The following is a 17,785-nucleotide window of genomic DNA, read 5'->3' as shown; positions in this document are numbered from 1 at the left end:
GTGATAATGCCAACGCATTTAGCAGCACAAAACATTAAAAACCCGTCCACACAGCCCGAATATTTCCGGTTAATATTCACCAGCTAAATATTTAGCAGCGTGTCTATTAAGGAAAAATAATGACTATAAAAAAATCAGCGCTGGCGGCAACGATCGGCGCGGCAGTGGCATTGACTACTTTTGCATCTCAGGCAGAAATCACCGTACTTAAGCAGGATCCTCAGGCGGGTAACCCGCTGAGCCGCCTGAACTTCACCGTTGGCGGCAGCATTCGTCCGCAGTTCCAGAACATGACCGGCGACGACGGTAAAAACGGCTACAAGCGTAACGGCTTTGACGGCGGCACCCGTTTCCGTTTCGCGGCTGATTACTACCTGTTTGATGACATCAGCTGGATCAGCTACTACGAGCTGGGGGTGAACATCCCTGCCCAGTTTAACTGGGATAATCACTATGCAGACGGGGCACACGACACCACTCGCCGCATGCTCTACACCGGCCTGAAGAGCGATACCTGGGGTACGCTGACCTTCGGCCAACAGAACAGCGTTTACTATGATGTGGTGGGCGCGAAAACCGATATCTGGGACTACGACATGATCGCCCAGGCGCCGGGTAACGGGATCAACGGCGACTACGACGGCTCTTACCGTTCACGCCAGATGCTGAAATACAAGAAAACCGTGGGCGATGCGGACATCTATGCATCCTACCTGTTTGAAGACAGCGAATACCTGCCGGGCAACGGCCTGCGCTACAAGCGTAAAGGCGGCGGCTCGCTGGGTATCGATTACCACCTGACCACCGATCTGACCTGGGGCGCTGCCTGGAACTACACCCGCGCCGACATGCGTAACCCGGACAACGGCGACAGCAAAACCTACGATCAGAATATCGTCGGTACCGCGCTGAGCTGGACGCCGGACAACTGGACCTTCTCCGCGGGCGGCGGCTGGTACCAGAACTTCCTGACCACCAAAAAAGTGTCTGTTAATGACTACTTTGCGGGCGACGCGTGGGGTATTGAATACTTTGCGGGGTACAAATTCCCAATCGGTCAGTACGCGGTGAAATCCATCCAGCCTTACTTCATGGGTGACCGCATCGAGTACGTGAACGGCCGCAACTACCAGCGCATCGACAACGGCGTGGGTATCAGCTTCCAGCTGGATTACGGTTTCCGCGTGGATTACGAACACGTGTTCACTTCCAGCACCGACAACCTGGGCGATATGAACCTGGTGCGCCTGCGTTACGACTTCTAACCCTCACCCTAACCCTCTCCCTGAAAGGGAGAGGGAACAGTCGGGTAGCACATGTAGGCCGGGTAAGGCGTAGCCGCCACCCGGCTTTTTTCAGCGATTAAGCCACTCGGCAATTTCTGCAAACGTCCCGCGAAACACAATCTTCTCAGCCTTTTTATCCAGCTGATAGCCGTACATCGGGTCGTAATAGTCTTTCAGGAGCGGCGCAAGCCAACTGAAATGTGCGTCAGTGCTGCCCGTTCGCTGTTGTTCGGCAAGTGCAGCGTTCAGCAGCACCGTAAATTCCGCAAAACGCTGCAGCCCCAGACGGCGGCGAATGGCGAACAGGCCATGGTGCAGGTACTCGCTGTACTCTTTCCAGCCCGCCTCCTCACCGTACGCGGCAGAAAAATCCGCCCACATGTGGTCGAAATACTCTTCGCGCAGGCGCTCAAGGCGGACGTCAAACGGGTCTTCAACGACCGCGATAGGAGCGTCAACCATCCGGTCGCGCAGGCACTCCGGCAGGTGGTTGGAGCCAATCATCCGGCCTTCATCTTCCAGCACCCAGCGCGCGGCGTCTTTTTTCAATAGCTCAACCGCAAGGTGATTTTCAAAGCTGGCCTGGGAAAGCTGCGGCGTCAGCGTGCGGCCAAACGACGATCCGCGATGGTGCGCCAGCCCTTCCAGATCGATACCCTGCGCGTGCTGCTTCACCAGCAGCGTTTTACCGTTTCCGGTACAGCCGCCAATAAGCACCATCGGTTTTTGCGACTGCTCAATGGTCACCTGAATCGCCGTCTGGCGCAGGGCCTTATAGCCGCCGCGGATCAGCGGGTAGTCGATGCCCGCCTCTTTCAGCCAGGCCTGAGAGATATGTGAACGCTGGCCGCCGCGCGCGCAGCAGAGATAGCCCTCAGGATGGGCAAGGCAGGCTTCGCGCCAGGCGCTGACGCGCGCGCCGCGCGTCTCGCCTTTCACCAGACTATGGCCGAGCGCCAGCGCGGCCTCGGGGCCCTGGCGTTTGTAGCAGGTGCCGACGGCGGCGCGCTCGTCGTCGTTCATTAAGGGCAGGTTGACTGCCGCAGGCATCGCGCCCTGGGCAAATTCGATCGGCGCGCGAACGTCGATTAAAGGGGTATCAGACGCGAGGATCGCGCGATAGTCCGTTCCATCGTTCATGGTTATTCCAGAAGAAAACTCAGCAGCAATGGGCGGGGATTGTACGCCGGGGAAGGGGAAGGTCAACTCCCCGGCGCAGATGTCTTACTTGAGCTTTGATTGTGCCCAGACAATGCCGCTCGCGTATTCCGGCGGCAGGAGAGGAACGATCGCCTCCAGGGTGGCGCTCAGGCGGTCGGTATCGGTATCGTTCAGGTTGAGGTGACCGACCTTACGACCCGCGCGGACCTCTTTGTCATACCAGTGCAGATGCACCAGCGGCAGCTTCAGCCAGTCGTAGTTCAGATCGGTACCGATCAGGTTGATCATCACCGACGGGCTGTTAACGACGGGCTGCGGCAGCGGCAGGTCGGTGATGGCGCGCAGGTGCAGCTCGAACTGGCTGATAGACGCGCCGTTTTGCGTCCAGTGGCCGCTGTTGTGCACGCGCGGGGCCAGCTCGTTAATCAGCAGACCCGACGGCGTGACGAAACACTCCATCGCCATCACGCCCACGTAGCCCAGCTCGTGCATGATGGCAGAGAGCATCTCTTCCGCCTGCGCCTGCTGGTCGGGACTGGCGTGCGGGAAGGCGACGCTGGTGCGCAGAATGCCGTCCTGATGCAGGTTATGCGTCAGCGGGTAAAACACCGTGCGGCCATCGTGCCCGCGGGCGCCTACCAGCGACACTTCGCCGCTAAAGTTGATGCCCTGCTCAACGATGCACTCGCCGTAGCAGTCGTCCGGCAGCTCGGCGGTTTCATGCGCGCGCAGGCGCCACTGGCCGCGGCCGTCGTATCCGCCGACGCGGCGCTTCACGATCGCCAGCTCGCCCAGCATGGCGAAGACGTCATTCCACTCGCTTTTTTCAGACAACAGCTGCCACGGCGCGGTCGCAAGGCCGAGCTTGTCGAACAGCTGCTTTTGCGTCAGACGGTCGGCGATGATCGGGAACACGTCGCGATTCACGAAGGCGTTATGGCGCGCCAGCTCGCGGGTCAGCGCGGTTTCCGGCCAGCGTTCGATTTCGGCGGTGATCACGCTCTGGTGAAACGGTACCGCCTCCGGCTCGGCGTCCAGCCCGACGGGCCAGACGGCAATACCCAGCGGCTCGCCGGCCTGACGCAGCATGCGGCCCAGCTGGCCGTTACCGAGGACGCAAACCTGCTTCATGCCGCACCCCGCGGGTCCGGGTTATCCAGCACCTCGTCGGTCTGGGCTTTGCGCCACTCCGCCAGGCGCTGGCGTAAATCTTTGTCGCGCGTCGCAAGAATTTGCGCGGCCAGCAGGGCGGCGTTCGCCGCGCCCGCTTTGCCAATCGCCAGCGTGCCGACAGGAATACCGCGCGGCATCTGGACGATGGAGTAGAGGCTATCGACACCGCTTAACGCGGCGCTTTGGACCGGAACGCCCAGAACCGGCACCAGCGTTTTGGCGGCAATCATGCCCGGCAGATGTGCTGCGCCGCCCGCACCGGCAACGATCACCTCGTAACCGTTCTCTTCGGCGCTCTCGGCGAAGCTGAACAGTTTGTCCGGCGTACGGTGCGCGGAGACCACTTCAACGTGGTGCGGAACATTCAGGATTTCAAAGATTTCGGCGGCGAACTGCATGGTAGCCCAGTCGCTTTTGGACCCCATCACGATGGCGACACGCGCCGGATTATTGCGGGAAGACATGCGTCTTAAAACTCCTGTGGTGCGAAACACACTGCTTTCGAGGGCACAGAGAATAGCATGTTATACGGGCAAGGAAAACGGTTGCGCGGTTAAATCTTGAGCCGTTGTTGCCATCAATTCATAACAAAACAGACCGCGTTCTGGCGGTCTGTTTTCGTCGAGCGGCAATCATTATTTCGTCAGTTCTGCGGTCATGTACACGCGGTTGTTGAACTGTGCGCTGGTGATTTTATAGGACGCACCTTGTTCCGCAGCCTGGGCAGCAATTTTCGCTTCCGCACGGTCAAGGGTTGAACCGGTTGCGCTCACGGTCTGAGCGAAAGATCCGAAAGAAACCAGGGAGAGAGCAGCAACTGCAACGAAAGTTTTGATGGATTTCATGGTCGTATTCCTTAAGTATTTTGTTTGGGATAGGGCGTGTTGCCCTGATGTGATAAATAATAGGCCGACCACGGACTGATTAAAATCGAAACAATTTGCCTGTATCGTTCAAAAAAATAGAATGAGTGTAAAGGGGGGACTAGAACGGAAAAGCGATCAGCTCCACGCCCTCTGGCGTGACTTTGACCATCGAGCCTTCGCTGTGCCACGCGCCGAGCACCACGCGATGGGCCGGTTCGCCGTTGGCGATAAGAGAATGCACGTCAGGACGATGCGTATGACCGTGGATCAACCACTGAACGCGGTGCTTTTCCATCACGTTCACCACCGCCTGCGGATTGACGTCCATGATGGTCAGGGATTTGCTGCTGTTAGCGGCTTTACTGCCCGCGCGCATTCTGGCGGCGATGCGGCTGCGGATAAACAGCGGCAGGGCAAGGAACACCTTCTGGATCCACGGGGTGTGGACCTTGGCGCGAAACGCCAGGTAGCCGGTATCGTCGGTGCAGAGCGTGTCGCCGTGCATGATCAGCACCCTGCGGCCATAGAGGTCGAGCACCTGCTCTTCCGGAAGCAGCGTCATGCCGCTTTCGCGGGCGTAGCGTTTGCCGAGCAGGAAATCACGGTTGCCGTGAATGAAGTAGCAGGGGACGCCGGAATCCACCAGCGTTTTAATGGCGGCAGCCATTTCACGGTGCAGTGGGTTAGGATCGTCGTCGCCAATCCAGGCCTCAAACAGGTCGCCCAGGATGTACAGCGCGTCGGCGCTTTTCGCTTCACCGCGTAAAAAACGCAGAAAACCGGCGGTTATCGCCGGTTCTTCTGTTTGCAGATGCAGATCCGCAATAAAGAGTGTCGCCACGAATTACTCGCTGACGGTCACGCTTGTAATCACAACGTCTTCTTTAGGAACGTCCTGGTGCATACCGCTGCGGCCGGTAGAAACGGCTTTGATCTTGTCGACCACGTCCATACCTTCAACCACTTCTGCGAACACGCAGTAGCCCCAACCCTGCAGGCTTTCGCCGGAGAAGTTCAGGAAGTCGTTGTCAGCCACGTTGATGAAGAACTGCGCGGTTGCAGAGTGAGGCGCCTGAGTACGGGCCATTGCCAGCGTACCGCGGGTGTTTTTCAGGCCGTTGTTCGCTTCGTTTTTGATCGCTTCTTTGGTCTCTTTCTGGCGCATGCCAGGCTCGAAACCGCCGCCCTGGATCATAAAGCCGTTGATCACGCGGTGGAAAATAGTGTTGTTGTAGAAACCTTCGCGGCAGTAGTCCAGGAAGTTTTTAACTGTTTCAGGCGCTTTGTCATCAAAGGTTTTGATTACGATATCGCCATGATTAGTGTGGAAAGTAACCATTTTTGCATCCTGTTCCGTTATTGTGGTACGTCGACCCGCCTTCGGGTCATATATAGGGGCTTGTTATAGCATAACCACAGGACGCGATCACCTTGCATTGTGTGCTGATCCTATTCCGAATTATGGGTATTATAGGGAACAAACAACCCACACACGTGTTTACATGGAATCTTCGATGTTAAAAATCTTTAATACAATGACGCGCCAGAAAGAGGAATTTAAACCTATCCATGCCGGGGAAGTCGGCATGTACGTGTGTGGTATTACGGTTTACGATCTCTGTCATATCGGCCATGGCCGTACCTTTGTCGCGTTCGACGTCGTCTCTCGCTACCTGCGCTTCCTGGGCTATAACCTGAAGTACGTGCGTAACATTACCGACATTGACGACAAAATCATCAAGCGCGCTAATGAAAACGGCGAAAGCTTTGTTGCGCTGGTGGATCGCATGATCGTTGAGATGCACAAAGACTTTGATGCCTTAAATATTCTGCGCCCGGACAGCGAGCCGCGCGCGACCCACCATATTCACGAAATTATCGAGATCACCGAGAAGCTGATCGCGCGCGGTCACGCCTACGTGGCGGACAACGGCGACGTGATGTTCTCCGTGCCGACGGACCCAACCTACGGCGCGCTTTCCCGTCAGGATCTGGACCAGCTGCAGGCCGGCGCGCGCGTGGACGTGGTTGACGTGAAGCGTAACCCGATGGACTTCGTGCTGTGGAAAATGTCCAAAGCGGGCGAACCAAGCTGGCCATCCCCGTGGGGCGAAGGCCGTCCCGGCTGGCACATTGAGTGTTCCGCGATGAACTGCAAGCAGCTGGGTAACCACTTCGACATTCACGGCGGCGGTTCGGATCTGATGTTCCCGCATCACGAAAACGAAATCGCGCAGTCCACCTGCGCCCACGGCGGCGAGTACGTAAACTACTGGATGCACTCCGGGATGGTGATGGTTGACCGCGAGAAGATGTCGAAATCGCTGGGCAACTTCTTCACCGTGCGCGACGTGCTCAAATACTACGACGCGGAAACCGTGCGCTATTTCCTGATGTCCGGCCACTACCGTAGCCAGCTGAACTACAGCGAAGAGAACCTGAAGCAGGCTCGCTCGGCGCTGGAGCGTCTGTACACCGCGCTGCGCGGTACCGACAAATCTGTGCCTGCAGCGGGCGGCGAAGCGTTTGAAGCGCGCTTTGTTGAGGTGATGAACGATGACTTCAACACCCCGGAAGCCTACTCCGTGCTGTTCGACATGGCGCGCGAAGTGAACCGCCTGAAGTCAGAGGACATGGCGGCGGCGAATGCCCTGGCGTCCCATCTGCGCAAGCTCTCTTCCGTGCTCGGCCTGCTGGAGCAGGAGCCGGACGCGTTCCTGCAGAGCGGCGCGCAGGCGGACGACGGTGAAGTGGCGGAAATTGAAGCGTTGATCAAAGCGCGTCTGGAAGCGCGTCAGGCGAAAGACTGGGCGGCGGCGGATGCGGCGCGTAACCGTCTGACCGAGATGGGCATCATTCTGGAAGACGGCCCGCAGGGGACGACCTGGCGTCGTAAGTAATTTTCCCCCTCACCCTAACCCTCTCCCTAAGGGAGAGGGGATCGTTCGGTTGTCTCCCTCTCCCTATGGGAGAGGGCCGGGGTGAGGGCATCAGCGTGCACGCTTCCACCACAGCAACCCCATCAGCACTACCCCCGGCAGCCACACCCACAGCAGTTCCGAGATAATGACCTGATGCCCGTACGGCGTGGCGTAGCGCGACAGCGCAAACGGCGCGACCTTAATCACCTGCCACGGCGCGAAGAAGCGTTCATCCGACCACGGCCACAGCCAGCCAACGCCTTTCCCGCCCGTTGTAATCGAATCCAGCAGGCTGTGCGACAGCAAAGACACGGTTAAAAACAGCCAGCAGCGCGTCAGGCTGGCCCGGAACCATCGTCGTCCAGTCAGCACGCACAGTATCGGCACAACAAAGGCAAACAGCAGCGAATGGGTAAAGCCGCGGTGGCCGAAAATATTCCCGTAGGCGACGCCGAATTTGAACGCCAGCACGTCGGCGTCCGGCAGCATGGCGAGCACGATACCGGCAAACAGCAGGCGGGGAGGGATGACTTTCGTTCCCAGACCTAAGCCCAGGCAAAGAGGGACAGCAGCGTGAGTGATAACGGTAGGCATTGCAATTATCCATGGCAAATCATGGCAATATAGCAGCGAATCCGCTGCAGCAAACCTGTGTCAAATTCTGATTTTACGCCGACTCGCGCGCGATAAGCTGCCCGGACAGCGTAATGCGCTGGGTTTGCAGATCCGGCTCCTTCAGCTTGCGGATAATCAGCCCCGCCGCCTGTCGCCCGGTTTCATCGCTGGCCGAGGAGACGTAGGTGAAGGAAGGGGAGGTGAGGTTGACGTGCAGCATATCTTCAAAACCGATCAGCGCCACCTGCTGGGTTAAGAAAACGTCTTTCCCCACGGTGCGGCCCACCTGATGAATGCCTGAAATGGAGCCAATCATCGCATCCGGCGAATGGCAGAGCAGGGCGGTGATGGAGCTGTTTTTCTCCAGCAGCTGGCGCGTTGCCATCGCGGCGGCCTGGGTGTCGTCGCTGCAGGCCGGTGAATAATCATCGCGCCAGACCAGCCCATTTTGCGTCATCGCGCTGCGAAAGCCGAGCAGGCGCTGCTCGCGGATAAGACAGCCCTCGCGCCCGCCAATGTAGGCGATCGTGCGGTGTCCGCGCTCGATAAGATAGCGTGCGGCAAGGTTCGCCGCCTGACGGTTATCGCGCATTACCAGATTGCATTTTTCATCCAGCAGAGACTGCGAGACAGCTACCAGCGGCAGCGGGCACTGGCGGATCTGCTCCGGTAAAGCGGCGTTACGGGTGTCAGACGCGAGATAAATAACGCCCGCGACGCCCTGCTGCTTAAACGACAGCAGGGTGCGTTCCAGATGTTCGCCGTCGTTGAGCGGCTGGCCGAGAAAAACCATATAACCCTGCTTCTCCAGCTCCTGAACGATGCTCGCCATCACCTTGATGGAAAAGCTGTCGCTGAAGTCGCGCAGGATCAGGCCGATAAGATTGGAGGTGTTGGCGCGGAGGTTGGCAGCGGCAACGTTATGAACATAGCCCAGCGTCGTGATGGCGGCATTGACCTTCTCGATCGTCGCCTCTGAGATTTTCCCTTTCTGACGTAGCACCAGCGAGACGGTAGAGACCGAGACGCCCGCGTGCTTTGCGACATCAATGATGCTGACTTTCTTCAAAACCGCTCCCTGAAATGTACCGAATATCAGCCGGATAAGACACGGCTCCCAGCGTACAGGAGACGTGTCGTTCAGGCATCTTATTATTTGCCGATCATGGTGGACATGGTCTGGGCGATAAACTGTGCTCTGGCACCGAAAATTACCTGGATCCCGTTGTCGCCGACGAAGACCACGCCGCGCGCCCCGAGCCCGTTCAGTCCGTCCCTGTCCACCGCATCGCTCTTCGCCACTTCCAGACGCAGGCGGGTGATGCAGGAGCCGACGGAGTCAATGTTCTGCGCGCCGCCCAGCAGGCCGATGATTTCGGTAGCAAGTTCGGAATCGGACTTGTCATTCGCGCTGGCGGTCACTTCCGTACGGCCCGGCGTTTTCACGTCGAAGCGGCGGATCACGAAGCGGAACGTGAAGTAGTAAATCAGCGCCATCGGAATGCCGATGATAATGGCGCTCAGGAAGTTGGTCTGATAGCCGTTAAACGACGGCAGGATCCCGAATGACAGGTAGTCAATAAAGCCCGCCGAGAACGATTTGGCGATATGTGCGTGCAGCAGGTACATGGTCATGTACGCCAGGCCCGCCATGATGGCGTTAAAGACGTACAGAATCGGCGCCACGAAGATAAAGGTGAACTCTACCGGCTCGGTGATCCCCGTCAGGAAGCAGGTGAGGGCAGCGGAGAAGAGAATACCGGCCGCGATTTTCTTATTTTTGGTGTGCGCTTCGTGGTACATCGCCAGACACGCCGCGGGCAGCGCGAACAGCATCAGCGGGAACTCGCCCTGCATGAACTTACCGGCGTTCTGGTAGGTGTCGCTGCTGAAGGATTTCACGCCCTCTTCCAGCATCTTGAACCAGATGGTCTGGTCGCCGTGGATCACCTGTCCCGCCTGGGTGGTGTAATCCCCGAACGAATACCAGAAGGACGGATACCAGATATGGTGCAGGCCGAGCGGGATCAGCGCGCGCTCCACCAGCCCGAAGATAAAGGTCGATGCCGCCTGGTTATCACCGTTTACGATCACGGAGAGCGCGTCGATACCGGCCTGAATGTGCTGCCAGACGTACGGCAGCAGCAGCCCCATCAGGAATGAGAGGAACGCCGTGGCGATTGCCACAAAGCGCTTCCCGGAGAAGAAGCCGAGGAACTCCGGCAGCTGCATGGTGTGGAAGCGGTTATAGCACCAGGCCGCGAGGATCCCGCAGATAAGCCCGCCAAAGACGCCCATCTGCAGCGTCGGGATGCCGACCACCATGGCGTATTTTCCGCCCTGCGAAGCCATTTCCGGCGTAATGCTTAACACGGTGCTGATGGTGATGTTAGTGACAAACACCGAAACCGCCGCCGAGAGCGCCGCGATGCCGGACTCGGACGCCAGACCCACGGCGGAGCCGATGGCAAACAGCATCGGCAGGTTATCAAAGATAACCCCGCCGGCGTTCATCATCAGCGGCAGGTGGAACTTATCGCCGAAGGCCAGCAGCAGGCCCGCAGCGGGAAGCAGTGAAATTGGCAGCATTAAGGCGCGACCAATCATCGATAACTTAGACAGCGATTTAACAAACCCTGATATCAGACTCATGCTGATTTCCCCCGAGTAGCGCTTTTTTTGGCGCTGTTATTGTAAGTAGAACGTTTTAGTAGAACGTTCTACTTATCGTGGGGAAAGTCTGAAAAACGTGCAACATAATTTTCACGTTTCACCCAGAGGGGATCGTGATTATTTGAAGTTGATCGATAATTAACCGTGATGGATATGGGGGAATTTTTGATCCCCTCTCCCCGTTGGGGAGAGGGTTAAGGTGAGGGGGAACTCAGGCCGTCACGGTCACGCTCTGCCCTTCAAAGCTCACGGTCTGGCCGGCGACAATCTTGCAGCGCTTGCGGGTTTCCACTACGCCATCTACTTTCACCTGCCCGTCGGCGATAACGATTTTCGCCTGCGCGCCGCTTTCGCTCCAGCCTTCCAGCTTGAGCAGATCGCACAGCTCAACGTGCGGGTGTTTGCCTAATGAAAATGTGGCCATCTTATGCTTCCTCTACATCGTGGTACTCTTCGCATGCCTGCAAAGTATTCTGAATCAGGGTTGCGACGGTCATCGGGCCAACGCCGCCCGGTACTGGCGTGATGTAAGAGGCGCGAGCCGCCGCATCTTCGTACACCACGTCGCCGACCACTTTGCCGTTTTCCAGACGGTTAATCCCGACGTCCACGACAATCGCGCCCTCTTTGATCCACTCGCCCGGAATAAAGCCCGGCTTGCCGACCGCGACGATCAGCAGATCGGCGTTTTCAACGTGGTGACGCAGGTTTTTGGTGAAGCGGTGGGTCACGGTGGTTGTGCAGCCTGCCAGCAGCAGCTCCATGCTCATCGGACGGCCCACGATGTTGGACGCACCGATGACCACGGCGTTCAGGCCGTAGGTGTCGATGTTATAACGCTCCAGCAGCGTCACGATGCCGCGCGGGGTGCACGGGCGCAGACGCGGCGCGCGCTGGCACAGGCGGCCCACGTTGTACGGGTGGAAACCGTCAACGTCTTTATCCGGCGCGATGCGCTCCAGCACCTTCACGTTGTCGATGCCCGCAGGCAGCGGCAGCTGAACCAGAATGCCGTCGATCTCTTTATCGGCATTCAGGGTGTCAATAAGTTCCAGCAGTTCCGCTTCGCTGGTGGTTTCCGGCAAATCGTAAGAGCGGGAGACGAACCCCACCTCTTCACACGCTTTGCGTTTGCTGCCGACATAAATCTGCGATGCCGGGTTGCTGCCAACCAGCACAACGGCCAGCCCTGGGGCGCGCTTTCCGGCCGCTTTACGCGCCTTCACTTTTTCCGCGACCTCAGAGCGCACCTGCTGCGCAATCGTTTTACCGTCAATAATCTTTGCTGCCATCAGAGAGAAGATTCCGTCTGTAACGTTTGAAAGGGGGGATTGCCTGTATTTTGTCAGAAGCGAGCCCCGCTGTCAGTCACCCTTTACGAGTTTTCATCCGTGAGGGGCAAAAACCCTTCTTAAGTGATGGTCAATTTCTTAGGCGGTATTAGGATGTGACCTGGCGAAATGGCAGTGTTTTGACATATTTAAAAATTGCTTCCTGAGCTACTTTGTCTCCTCCGAAATAAGTTTTCAATTACGCAATTGAACGTATTTCTTATTCCCGATTTTTCGCGGGAAGGGTTATTTACATTTTAAAGGAATAGACATGAAACTCAGCAACATTGCTTCTTCTGTTATTGCAACACTGGCCCTGGTCGCGGGTGCCGCTAATGCAGCCGACCCAGTTACGCCGGTTACCGTAAATGGCGGTACCGTGCATTTTAAAGGTGAACTGGTTAATGCTGCTTGTTCAGTAAATACCGATTCTTCCGAGCAGACGGTTAATCTCGGTCAGTATCGTACCGCGAAATTCACCAAAGTGGGCGACACCACCTCTAATATTCCGTTCAACATTGAACTGAATGACTGCGATCCGCTGGTTGCTAAAACCGCTGCCGTTGCTTTCACCGGCCAGATCGACGCGACCGACAAAACCCTGCTGGCCGTGACGTCCGGTAACAACGACAACACCGCGAAAGGCGTGGGTATCGAGATCCTCGACAGCAAATCCAGCGTGCTGACCCCGGACGGTGCCACCTTCTCTGCCGCGAAAGACCTGATTAAAGGGACTAACACCCTGCAATTCACCGCGCGCTACAAATCAACGGCTGCGACCACCGAGCCAGGCCAGGCGAACGCTGACGCCACCTTCGTAATGAAATACGAATAATACCCTCGCACAGGGATGTTCAGGCCTCAGGGACGAGGCCCGTCATACGCTACTGCCAGGAACGAAGGATGACAAGGACTGGAACACTACTGCTGTTAACCCTTGCGATGGCCTGCCCGGCATCGGCGCATACCGTGGTGATCGAAGGCGGCAAGGTGCATCTTCGGGGGGAGCTGGTAAACGGCGGCTGCGCCGTGGCGCCCGACAGCCAGAATATGCGCATCGACATGGGGCAGTACCGAACCAATTCATTTTCCGGTGTGGGCAGCTTTTCAACGGTTAATGTGCCGTTCACCGTGCGGCTGCTGGACTGCAGCGTGGATGTCTCGCGCATCGTGGGGATCCAGTTTCAGGGCGTGACGCCCGCGGAAGATCCGCAGGTTTTTCTGGCGACATCGCGGCCAGGTGAAACGCCTGTCAGCAGCGGCGTGGGGCTGGCGCTTTTTGATGAGCAGCAGCGTCAGATTATCCCGAATGCGACGGCCGTCAGCTGGTTGCCCGTGAATACCAGCGAGCTCGCATTTCATTTTAGCGCCCGCTATCGCGCTATTTCCGAACACCTCGTGCCAGGCAATATTCAGTCGGATGTCTGGTTTACGTTGATTTATCCATAACACCTGCGAACACATTATTAAAGGTACGGTTTTGATGAATATGCTAATTAAACCAGGACTGCTTTTATCGTTTATTTTAATGATGGTTTCCGCATGCGCGAATGCTTCCGGCGGTATTGCGCTGGGGGCCACGCGCGTTATTTACCCGGCGGATGCGAAGCAAACGTCGCTGGCGATCACCAACAGCAATAAACAAGAACGCTATTTAATTAACGCGTGGATCGAAAATGCCAGCGGGCAAAAGGAAAAAACCTTTGCCGTCACGCCACCGCTGTTTGTTAGCGAGCCGGACAGCGAAAACACGCTGCGTATTATTTACGCCGGTCCGGCGCTGCCTGTCGATCGCGAATCGCTCTTTTACATGAACGTGAAGGCGATCCCGTCAGTGAACAAAGCGAAAACAGAAAACAATAACGTGCTGCAGCTGGCGATCCTTTCGCGCATCAAGCTCTTTGTGCGCCCGAATAACCTGGCGATGCAGCCGGATGAGGCGCTTTCCCAGCTGCGTTTTGAGCGCGTGGGGAATCATCTCAAAGTCAGCAACGCCTCGCCGTATTACATCACTCTGGTCAACCTGAAGCTGGGCGGTCAGACGCTGGAAAACCTGATGGTGGCGCCGAAAAACTCGGCTCAGCAGGTGCTGCCCGCCGGGGCCGGCGGTACGCTCTCCTGGCAGAGCGTGAATGACTACGGCGCCATTACACCGGCGCGCAGCGTCAACCTGTGAGCAGAGTCAGGGCGATGAAAAACCACCAGGGACGTTACTGCCCGGTTGCGCTGGCGCTGATGGCCGCGCTCTGGCCGCAGGCCGGCTGGAGCGAAAGCTACTTCAACCCGGCCTTCTTGTCCGACGACACCGCCAGCGTGGCGGATTTGTCGCGTTTTGAACAGGGGCACCAGCAGGCACCCGGCATCTATCGCGTGGATATCTGGCGTAACGATGAGTTTATCGGCACCCAGGACGTGCGTTTTGAACAGGCCGAGAACACGCCGCCGGTGGCGGGCGGCCTGTCGCCGTGCATTACGCGCGCGATGCTCGATCGCTTTGGCGTCAACGTTGCCGCATTTCCCGAGCTGGCGAAGGTGCAGGGTGAAACGTGCGTTCCGTTGACCACGGCCATTCCCGGCAGCGAAACGGCATTTAACTTTGCCTCACAGCGCCTGAACGTCAGCCTGCCGCAGGTGGCGATGCAGAATAGCGCGCGCGGCTATATTCCGCCTGAACAGTGGGATGAAGGCATTCCCGCCGCGCTGGTGAACTACAGCTTCACGGGCAACCGGGGAAGCGAAGACGATAGCTATTACCTGAACCTGCAGAGCGGGCTGAACTATGGTGCCTGGCGTTTACGCAACAACGGCGCATGGCGCTACACGCAAAATAACGGCAAGCGGCGCAGCGAGTGGCAGAATATTGGCACCTGGGCGCAGCGCACAGTTATCCCGCTGAAAAGTGAGCTGGTGCTGGGCGACAGCAACACCGGGAATGACGTTTTCGACAGCGTCGGTTTTCGCGGCGGGCGGCTCTATTCGTCTGACAGCATGTACCCCGACAGCCTGCAGGGCTACGCGCCGACCGTGCGCGGTATTGCCCGTACGCCCGCCAAAGTGGTGGTTCGCCAGAACGGCTACGTTATCTATCAAAGCTACGTCCAGCCCGGCGCGTTCGCCATCACCGATCTTAACCCGACCTCCTCCAGCGGTGACCTGGACGTCACGGTGGAAGAGAAAGACGGCAGCCAGCAGCGCTACACCGTACCGTATTCCACCGTGCCGCTCCTGCAGCGTGAAGGGCGCTGGAAATATGACCTCGTGGCGGGGGACTACCGCAGCGGTAACAGCGACCAGGATACACCGTTCTTCGCTCAGGGCACCCTGATTACCGGCCTTGCCAACGGCTTTACGCTCTATGGCGGCACCCAGCTGGCGTCACGCTATACCGCAGTGGCCGTCGGCGCCGGGAAAAACCTCGGTGACTGGGGCGCAGTCTCCGTCGATATCACCCACGCCCGCAGCCAGCTCGCGGACGACAGCAAACATGAAGGTCAGTCCCTGCGTTTTCTCTATGCAAAATCGCTGAACGGATTTGGCACCAACTTCCAGCTGCTGGGCTACCGCTACTCAACGAAGGGGTTTTATACCCTGGACGACGTGGCCTGGCGCTCCATGGAGGGCTACCAGTATGCCGATAGCCAGGACGATAACGATGTGCCGGACGTGCAGAGCTATCACAACCTGACGTGGAATAAAAAGGGCCGCTTCCAGCTCAACATTTCCCAGTCGCTGGGGGATTACGGCTCGGTCTATATCTCCGGGAGCGAGCAAACCTACTGGGGGACGGACGAAACGAACCTCTGGTATCAGCTGGGCTACGCGGGGGGCGTGAAGGGGGTCAACTACTCCCTGTCATGGTCGTGGAACAAATCCGTCGGGATCGACGGTACCGACCGGATCGCGTCGTTTAACGTCTCCGTGCCGTTTAGCCTCTTTACCCGCCAGGGCTATCGCCGGGACAGCGCGATCGATCGCGCCTATGCCACCGCATCCGCCAGCCGAAACAGCGATGGCGACACGAGCTGGCAAACCGGCGTCAGCGGCACGCTGCTGGAGGACCGCAACCTGAACTACAGCGTGACCCAGGGACACGCCAGCACCAACGGCTCAAGCGGAAGCGCCAGCGCCAACTGGCAGGCGACCTACGGCACGCTGGGCGTGGGCTACAACTATTCCCGCGATCAGCACGATCTCAACTGGCAGCTCTCCGGCGGAGTGGTTGGCCATGCCGACGGCGTGACCTTCAGCCAGCCGCTGGGCGATACCAACGTGCTGATTAAGGCGCCGGGGGCATCAGGCGTCAGCGTGGAAAACCAGACCGGCGTGAAGACCGACTGGCGAGGCTACGCGGTCATGCCGTATGCCACCGTCTACCGCTACAACCGCGTGGCGCTGGATACCAATACCATGAGCAACAACACCGATATCGAAAACAACGTGAGCAGCGTGGTGCCGACCAAAGGCGCGCTGGTCCGCGCCAGCTTTGATACCCGCATTGGCGTGCGCGCCCTGCTGACGGTAACGCGCGGCAACCAGCCGGTGCCGTTCGGTGCGGTGGTGCGCGAAACCCAGAGCGGGGTGACCAGCATGGTGGGGGATGACGGGCAAATTTACCTGAGTGGGCTGCCGCTGGAGGGCGAACTGCTGGTCCAGTGGGGTAACGGGGCGCAGTCCCAGTGCCGTGCGCCTTACAGCTTGCCTGAAAAGAGCCTGCAACAGGCCATCACACTTAAGGGGATCCGCTGTGATTAAAATCCATATCTTTGCCCTGTCGCTTCTGGCACTCCTGCCCGCGACAAACGCGTTAGCCACCGTGTGCGTCAATGAAAAGGGCGTGCCGACGGAGGTGCATTACGACCTGACGGATAAATTCAACAGCTCGAATAACCTGGTCGGGCAGGTTGTCACCCTCAGCGAGAAATCGCAGTGGGTGGGGGTAAACGCCGTCTGCCCGAAGGGCACCGTCGGGAATACCACCAAGCGCAGCTACGTGACGGATTACCCGATCACCGGGACCAGCGATGGCTATCAGTATCTGAAGCTTAACGACTATCTGGACGGGGCGATGAAGATCACGGACAGCTATGCCGGCGCGTTTTATCCCCCCAAAAGCTATATCCAGATGGGAAGCCATCCTAACGTTTCAAAAAACAAACCGTTTGGCGTGCAGGATTCCAGCCTTATTTTCCGTCTTAAGGTGACCCGACGCTTTATCAATATGGTGGTGATCCCGCGTGCCACTATGTTCCGGGTTTACGTCACCACCACCTCCTCCGATCCGTTGACCACGCCGGTCTACACCATCAGCTACAGCGGAACCATTCAGGTGCCCCAGAGCTGCGCCATCAACGCCGGCAATGTGGTTGAATTTGATTTCGGCGACATCGGCGCCTCCCTGTTCAGCAAGGCGGGCGTGGGTAACAAGCCGGAGGGGGTCTCATCGCAGAGCAAAACCATCGCGATTAAATGCACCAACGTGGAGGCAAACGCCATGCTGACGATGCGCGTCGAGGCTGAAAAGGTCTCCGATAATGCGCTGGTGTCGGATAACCCGGATGTGGGGTTCATCATTGCCAACGAGAGCGGTGCGCCGCTCACGCCTAACAACCTGACGAGCAAAATTCCGTTCCGCCTGGACGACAGCGCGCAGGCACAGGTGGGGATCCGGGTCTGGCCGGTGAGCGTGACGGGCAACAAGCCAGCGGAAGGGCGCTTTACCTCGCGCGGATATTTGCGCGTGGATTACGACTAAGGAGCAG

The 17,785-nt window shown here is 58.0% G+C and carries 18 protein-coding genes; 7 read left to right on the top strand and 11 right to left on the bottom strand.

Translation table 11 applies throughout. From position 1 onward, the window contains the following. Nucleotides 1–119 precede the first annotated feature (119 nt). On the top strand, nt 120–1,265 hold the full coding sequence (locus UTO39_RS12835) for a porin (RefSeq protein ID WP_061098992.1): 1,146 nt from the start codon (nt 120–122) through the stop codon (nt 1,263–1,265). 90 nt (nt 1,266–1,355) lie between these two features. Here the strand turns inward: UTO39_RS12835 and mnmH are convergent, their stop codons facing one another. The 6 genes from mnmH to ppiB all read right to left on the bottom strand — a co-directional run bounded on the left by mnmH (nt 1,356) and on the right by ppiB (nt 5,825). Further along, nucleotides 1,356–2,426, bottom strand: a complete 1,071-nt coding sequence (gene mnmH, locus UTO39_RS12830) for a tRNA 2-selenouridine(34) synthase MnmH (protein WP_320727327.1) — start codon at nt 2,424–2,426, stop codon at nt 1,356–1,358. 84 nt (nt 2,427–2,510) lie between these two features. Further along, nucleotides 2,511–3,578, bottom strand: coding sequence for a 5-(carboxyamino)imidazole ribonucleotide synthase (gene purK / locus UTO39_RS12825; RefSeq protein WP_320727326.1), 1,068 nt, complete (start codon nt 3,576–3,578; stop codon nt 2,511–2,513). Beyond that, on the bottom strand, nt 3,575–4,084 hold the full coding sequence (gene purE / locus UTO39_RS12820) for a 5-(carboxyamino)imidazole ribonucleotide mutase (RefSeq protein ID WP_320727325.1): 510 nt from the start codon (nt 4,082–4,084) through the stop codon (nt 3,575–3,577). Before purE ends, purK begins: the two co-directional genes overlap by 4 nt. A gap of 171 nt (nt 4,085–4,255) precedes the next feature. Then, nucleotides 4,256–4,465, bottom strand: coding sequence for a YdgH/BhsA/McbA-like domain containing protein (locus UTO39_RS12815; RefSeq protein WP_151413926.1), 210 nt, complete (start codon nt 4,463–4,465; stop codon nt 4,256–4,258). Nucleotides 4,466–4,604: 139 nt separating this feature from the next. Next, nucleotides 4,605–5,327 carry a UDP-2,3-diacylglucosamine diphosphatase gene (gene lpxH / locus UTO39_RS12810; RefSeq protein WP_320727324.1) on the bottom strand — a complete coding sequence of 241 codons (723 nt, stop codon included), beginning with the start codon at nt 5,325–5,327 and terminating at the stop codon, nt 4,605–4,607. 3 nt (nt 5,328–5,330) lie between these two features. Further along, complete coding sequence (gene ppiB, locus UTO39_RS12805) at nt 5,331–5,825, bottom strand: peptidylprolyl isomerase B (RefSeq protein ID WP_000256009.1); 495 nt, start codon at nt 5,823–5,825, stop codon at nt 5,331–5,333. A gap of 175 nt (nt 5,826–6,000) precedes the next feature. Here ppiB and cysS point away from each other — a divergent pair, with 175 nt between their 5' ends. Then, a complete protein-coding gene (gene cysS, locus UTO39_RS12800; RefSeq protein WP_320727323.1) occupies nt 6,001–7,386 on the top strand; it encodes a cysteine--tRNA ligase in 1,386 nt (461 codons plus the stop codon). A 90-nt stretch (nt 7,387–7,476) separates the two neighbouring features. On the opposite strand, the gene UTO39_RS12795 is transcribed toward cysS, so the two are convergent. The 5 genes from UTO39_RS12795 to folD all read right to left on the bottom strand — a co-directional run bounded on the left by UTO39_RS12795 (nt 7,477) and on the right by folD (nt 11,987). Beyond that, nucleotides 7,477–8,001: a metal-dependent hydrolase gene (locus UTO39_RS12795; RefSeq protein ID WP_320727322.1), complete on the bottom strand. Its 525-nt coding sequence runs from the start codon at nt 7,999–8,001 to the stop codon at nt 7,477–7,479. A gap of 73 nt (nt 8,002–8,074) precedes the next feature. Further along, on the bottom strand, nt 8,075–9,091 hold the full coding sequence (gene malI, locus UTO39_RS12790; protein WP_253540979.1) for a Mal regulon transcriptional regulator MalI: 1,017 nt from the start codon (nt 9,089–9,091) through the stop codon (nt 8,075–8,077). Nucleotides 9,092–9,174: 83 nt separating this feature from the next. Then, nucleotides 9,175–10,674: a PTS transporter subunit EIIC gene (locus tag UTO39_RS12785; protein WP_028012223.1), complete on the bottom strand. Its 1,500-nt coding sequence runs from the start codon at nt 10,672–10,674 to the stop codon at nt 9,175–9,177. 232 nt (nt 10,675–10,906) lie between these two features. Next, nucleotides 10,907–11,119 carry a ribosome-associated protein YbcJ gene (gene ybcJ / locus UTO39_RS12780; RefSeq protein WP_028012224.1) on the bottom strand — a complete coding sequence of 71 codons (213 nt, stop codon included), beginning with the start codon at nt 11,117–11,119 and terminating at the stop codon, nt 10,907–10,909. A 1-nt stretch (nt 11,120) separates the two neighbouring features. Next, nucleotides 11,121–11,987, bottom strand: a complete 867-nt coding sequence (gene folD, locus UTO39_RS12775) for a bifunctional methylenetetrahydrofolate dehydrogenase/methenyltetrahydrofolate cyclohydrolase FolD (RefSeq protein ID WP_028012225.1) — start codon at nt 11,985–11,987, stop codon at nt 11,121–11,123. Nucleotides 11,988–12,297: 310 nt separating this feature from the next. On the opposite strand from folD, the gene fimA reads away from it, so the two are divergent. The 5 genes from fimA (at nt 12,298) to fimH (ending at nt 17,778) form a co-directional block, all read left to right on the top strand. Then, nucleotides 12,298–12,861, top strand: coding sequence for a type 1 fimbrial major subunit FimA (fimA, locus tag UTO39_RS12770; RefSeq protein ID WP_028012226.1), 564 nt, complete (start codon nt 12,298–12,300; stop codon nt 12,859–12,861). 68 nt (nt 12,862–12,929) lie between these two features. After that, nucleotides 12,930–13,475 (top strand): type 1 fimbrial protein subunit FimI, encoded by a 546-nt coding sequence (gene fimI / locus UTO39_RS12765; protein ID WP_028012227.1) that lies wholly within the window; start codon nt 12,930–12,932, stop codon nt 13,473–13,475. A 34-nt stretch (nt 13,476–13,509) separates the two neighbouring features. Further along, the gene (gene fimC, locus UTO39_RS12760) at nt 13,510–14,202 is read left to right on the top strand and encodes a type 1 fimbria chaperone FimC (protein WP_320727321.1); all 693 of its coding nucleotides are present in this window, start codon (nt 13,510–13,512) and stop codon (nt 14,200–14,202) included. Between the two features lie 14 nt (nt 14,203–14,216). Continuing rightward, nucleotides 14,217–16,778 (top strand): fimbrial biogenesis usher protein, encoded by a 2,562-nt coding sequence (locus UTO39_RS12755; protein WP_320727320.1) that lies wholly within the window; start codon nt 14,217–14,219, stop codon nt 16,776–16,778. Next, nucleotides 16,771–17,778: a type 1 fimbria D-mannose specific adhesin FimH gene (fimH, locus tag UTO39_RS12750; protein WP_320727319.1), complete on the top strand. Its 1,008-nt coding sequence runs from the start codon at nt 16,771–16,773 to the stop codon at nt 17,776–17,778. Before UTO39_RS12755 ends, fimH begins: the two co-directional genes overlap by 8 nt. The last annotated feature ends 7 nt before the right edge of the window (nt 17,779–17,785 follow it).

It is taken from the genome of Enterobacter sp. 118C5 (genome assembly GCF_034107645.1).
In the GTDB taxonomy this organism is placed as follows: Bacteria; Pseudomonadota; Gammaproteobacteria; order Enterobacterales; family Enterobacteriaceae; genus Enterobacter; species Enterobacter nematophilus.
Note: the sequence above shows the minus strand (reverse complement) of the source record. Positions and strands in the feature narration are given on the sequence as shown.

Bases quoted from the DNA above. Each gene is read 5' to 3' on its own strand.
- folD (WP_028012225.1), bottom strand. From the start codon at position 11,987: ATGGCAGCAAAGATTATTGACGGTAAAACGATTGCGCAGCAGGTGCGC.
- ppiB (WP_000256009.1), bottom strand. From the start codon at position 5,825: ATGGTTACTTTCCACACTAATCATGGCGATATCGTAATCAAAACCTTT.
- fimC (WP_320727321.1), top strand. From the start codon at position 13,510: ATGAATATGCTAATTAAACCAGGACTGCTTTTATCGTTTATTTTAATG.
- ybcJ (WP_028012224.1), bottom strand. From the start codon at position 11,119: ATGGCCACATTTTCATTAGGCAAACACCCGCACGTTGAGCTGTGCGAT.
- UTO39_RS12785 (WP_028012223.1), bottom strand. From the start codon at position 10,674: ATGAGTCTGATATCAGGGTTTGTTAAATCGCTGTCTAAGTTATCGATG.
- UTO39_RS12755 (WP_320727320.1), top strand. From the start codon at position 14,217: ATGAAAAACCACCAGGGACGTTACTGCCCGGTTGCGCTGGCGCTGATG.
- mnmH (WP_320727327.1), bottom strand. From the start codon at position 2,426: ATGAACGATGGAACGGACTATCGCGCGATCCTCGCGTCTGATACCCCT.
- fimI (WP_028012227.1), top strand. From the start codon at position 12,930: ATGACAAGGACTGGAACACTACTGCTGTTAACCCTTGCGATGGCCTGC.
- UTO39_RS12795 (WP_320727322.1), bottom strand. From the start codon at position 8,001: ATGCCTACCGTTATCACTCACGCTGCTGTCCCTCTTTGCCTGGGCTTA.
- UTO39_RS12835 (WP_061098992.1), top strand. From the start codon at position 120: ATGACTATAAAAAAATCAGCGCTGGCGGCAACGATCGGCGCGGCAGTG.
- purK (WP_320727326.1), bottom strand. From the start codon at position 3,578: ATGAAGCAGGTTTGCGTCCTCGGTAACGGCCAGCTGGGCCGCATGCTG.
- fimA (WP_028012226.1), top strand. From the start codon at position 12,298: ATGAAACTCAGCAACATTGCTTCTTCTGTTATTGCAACACTGGCCCTG.
- purE (WP_320727325.1), bottom strand. From the start codon at position 4,084: ATGTCTTCCCGCAATAATCCGGCGCGTGTCGCCATCGTGATGGGGTCC.
- cysS (WP_320727323.1), top strand. From the start codon at position 6,001: ATGTTAAAAATCTTTAATACAATGACGCGCCAGAAAGAGGAATTTAAA.
- UTO39_RS12815 (WP_151413926.1), bottom strand. From the start codon at position 4,465: ATGAAATCCATCAAAACTTTCGTTGCAGTTGCTGCTCTCTCCCTGGTT.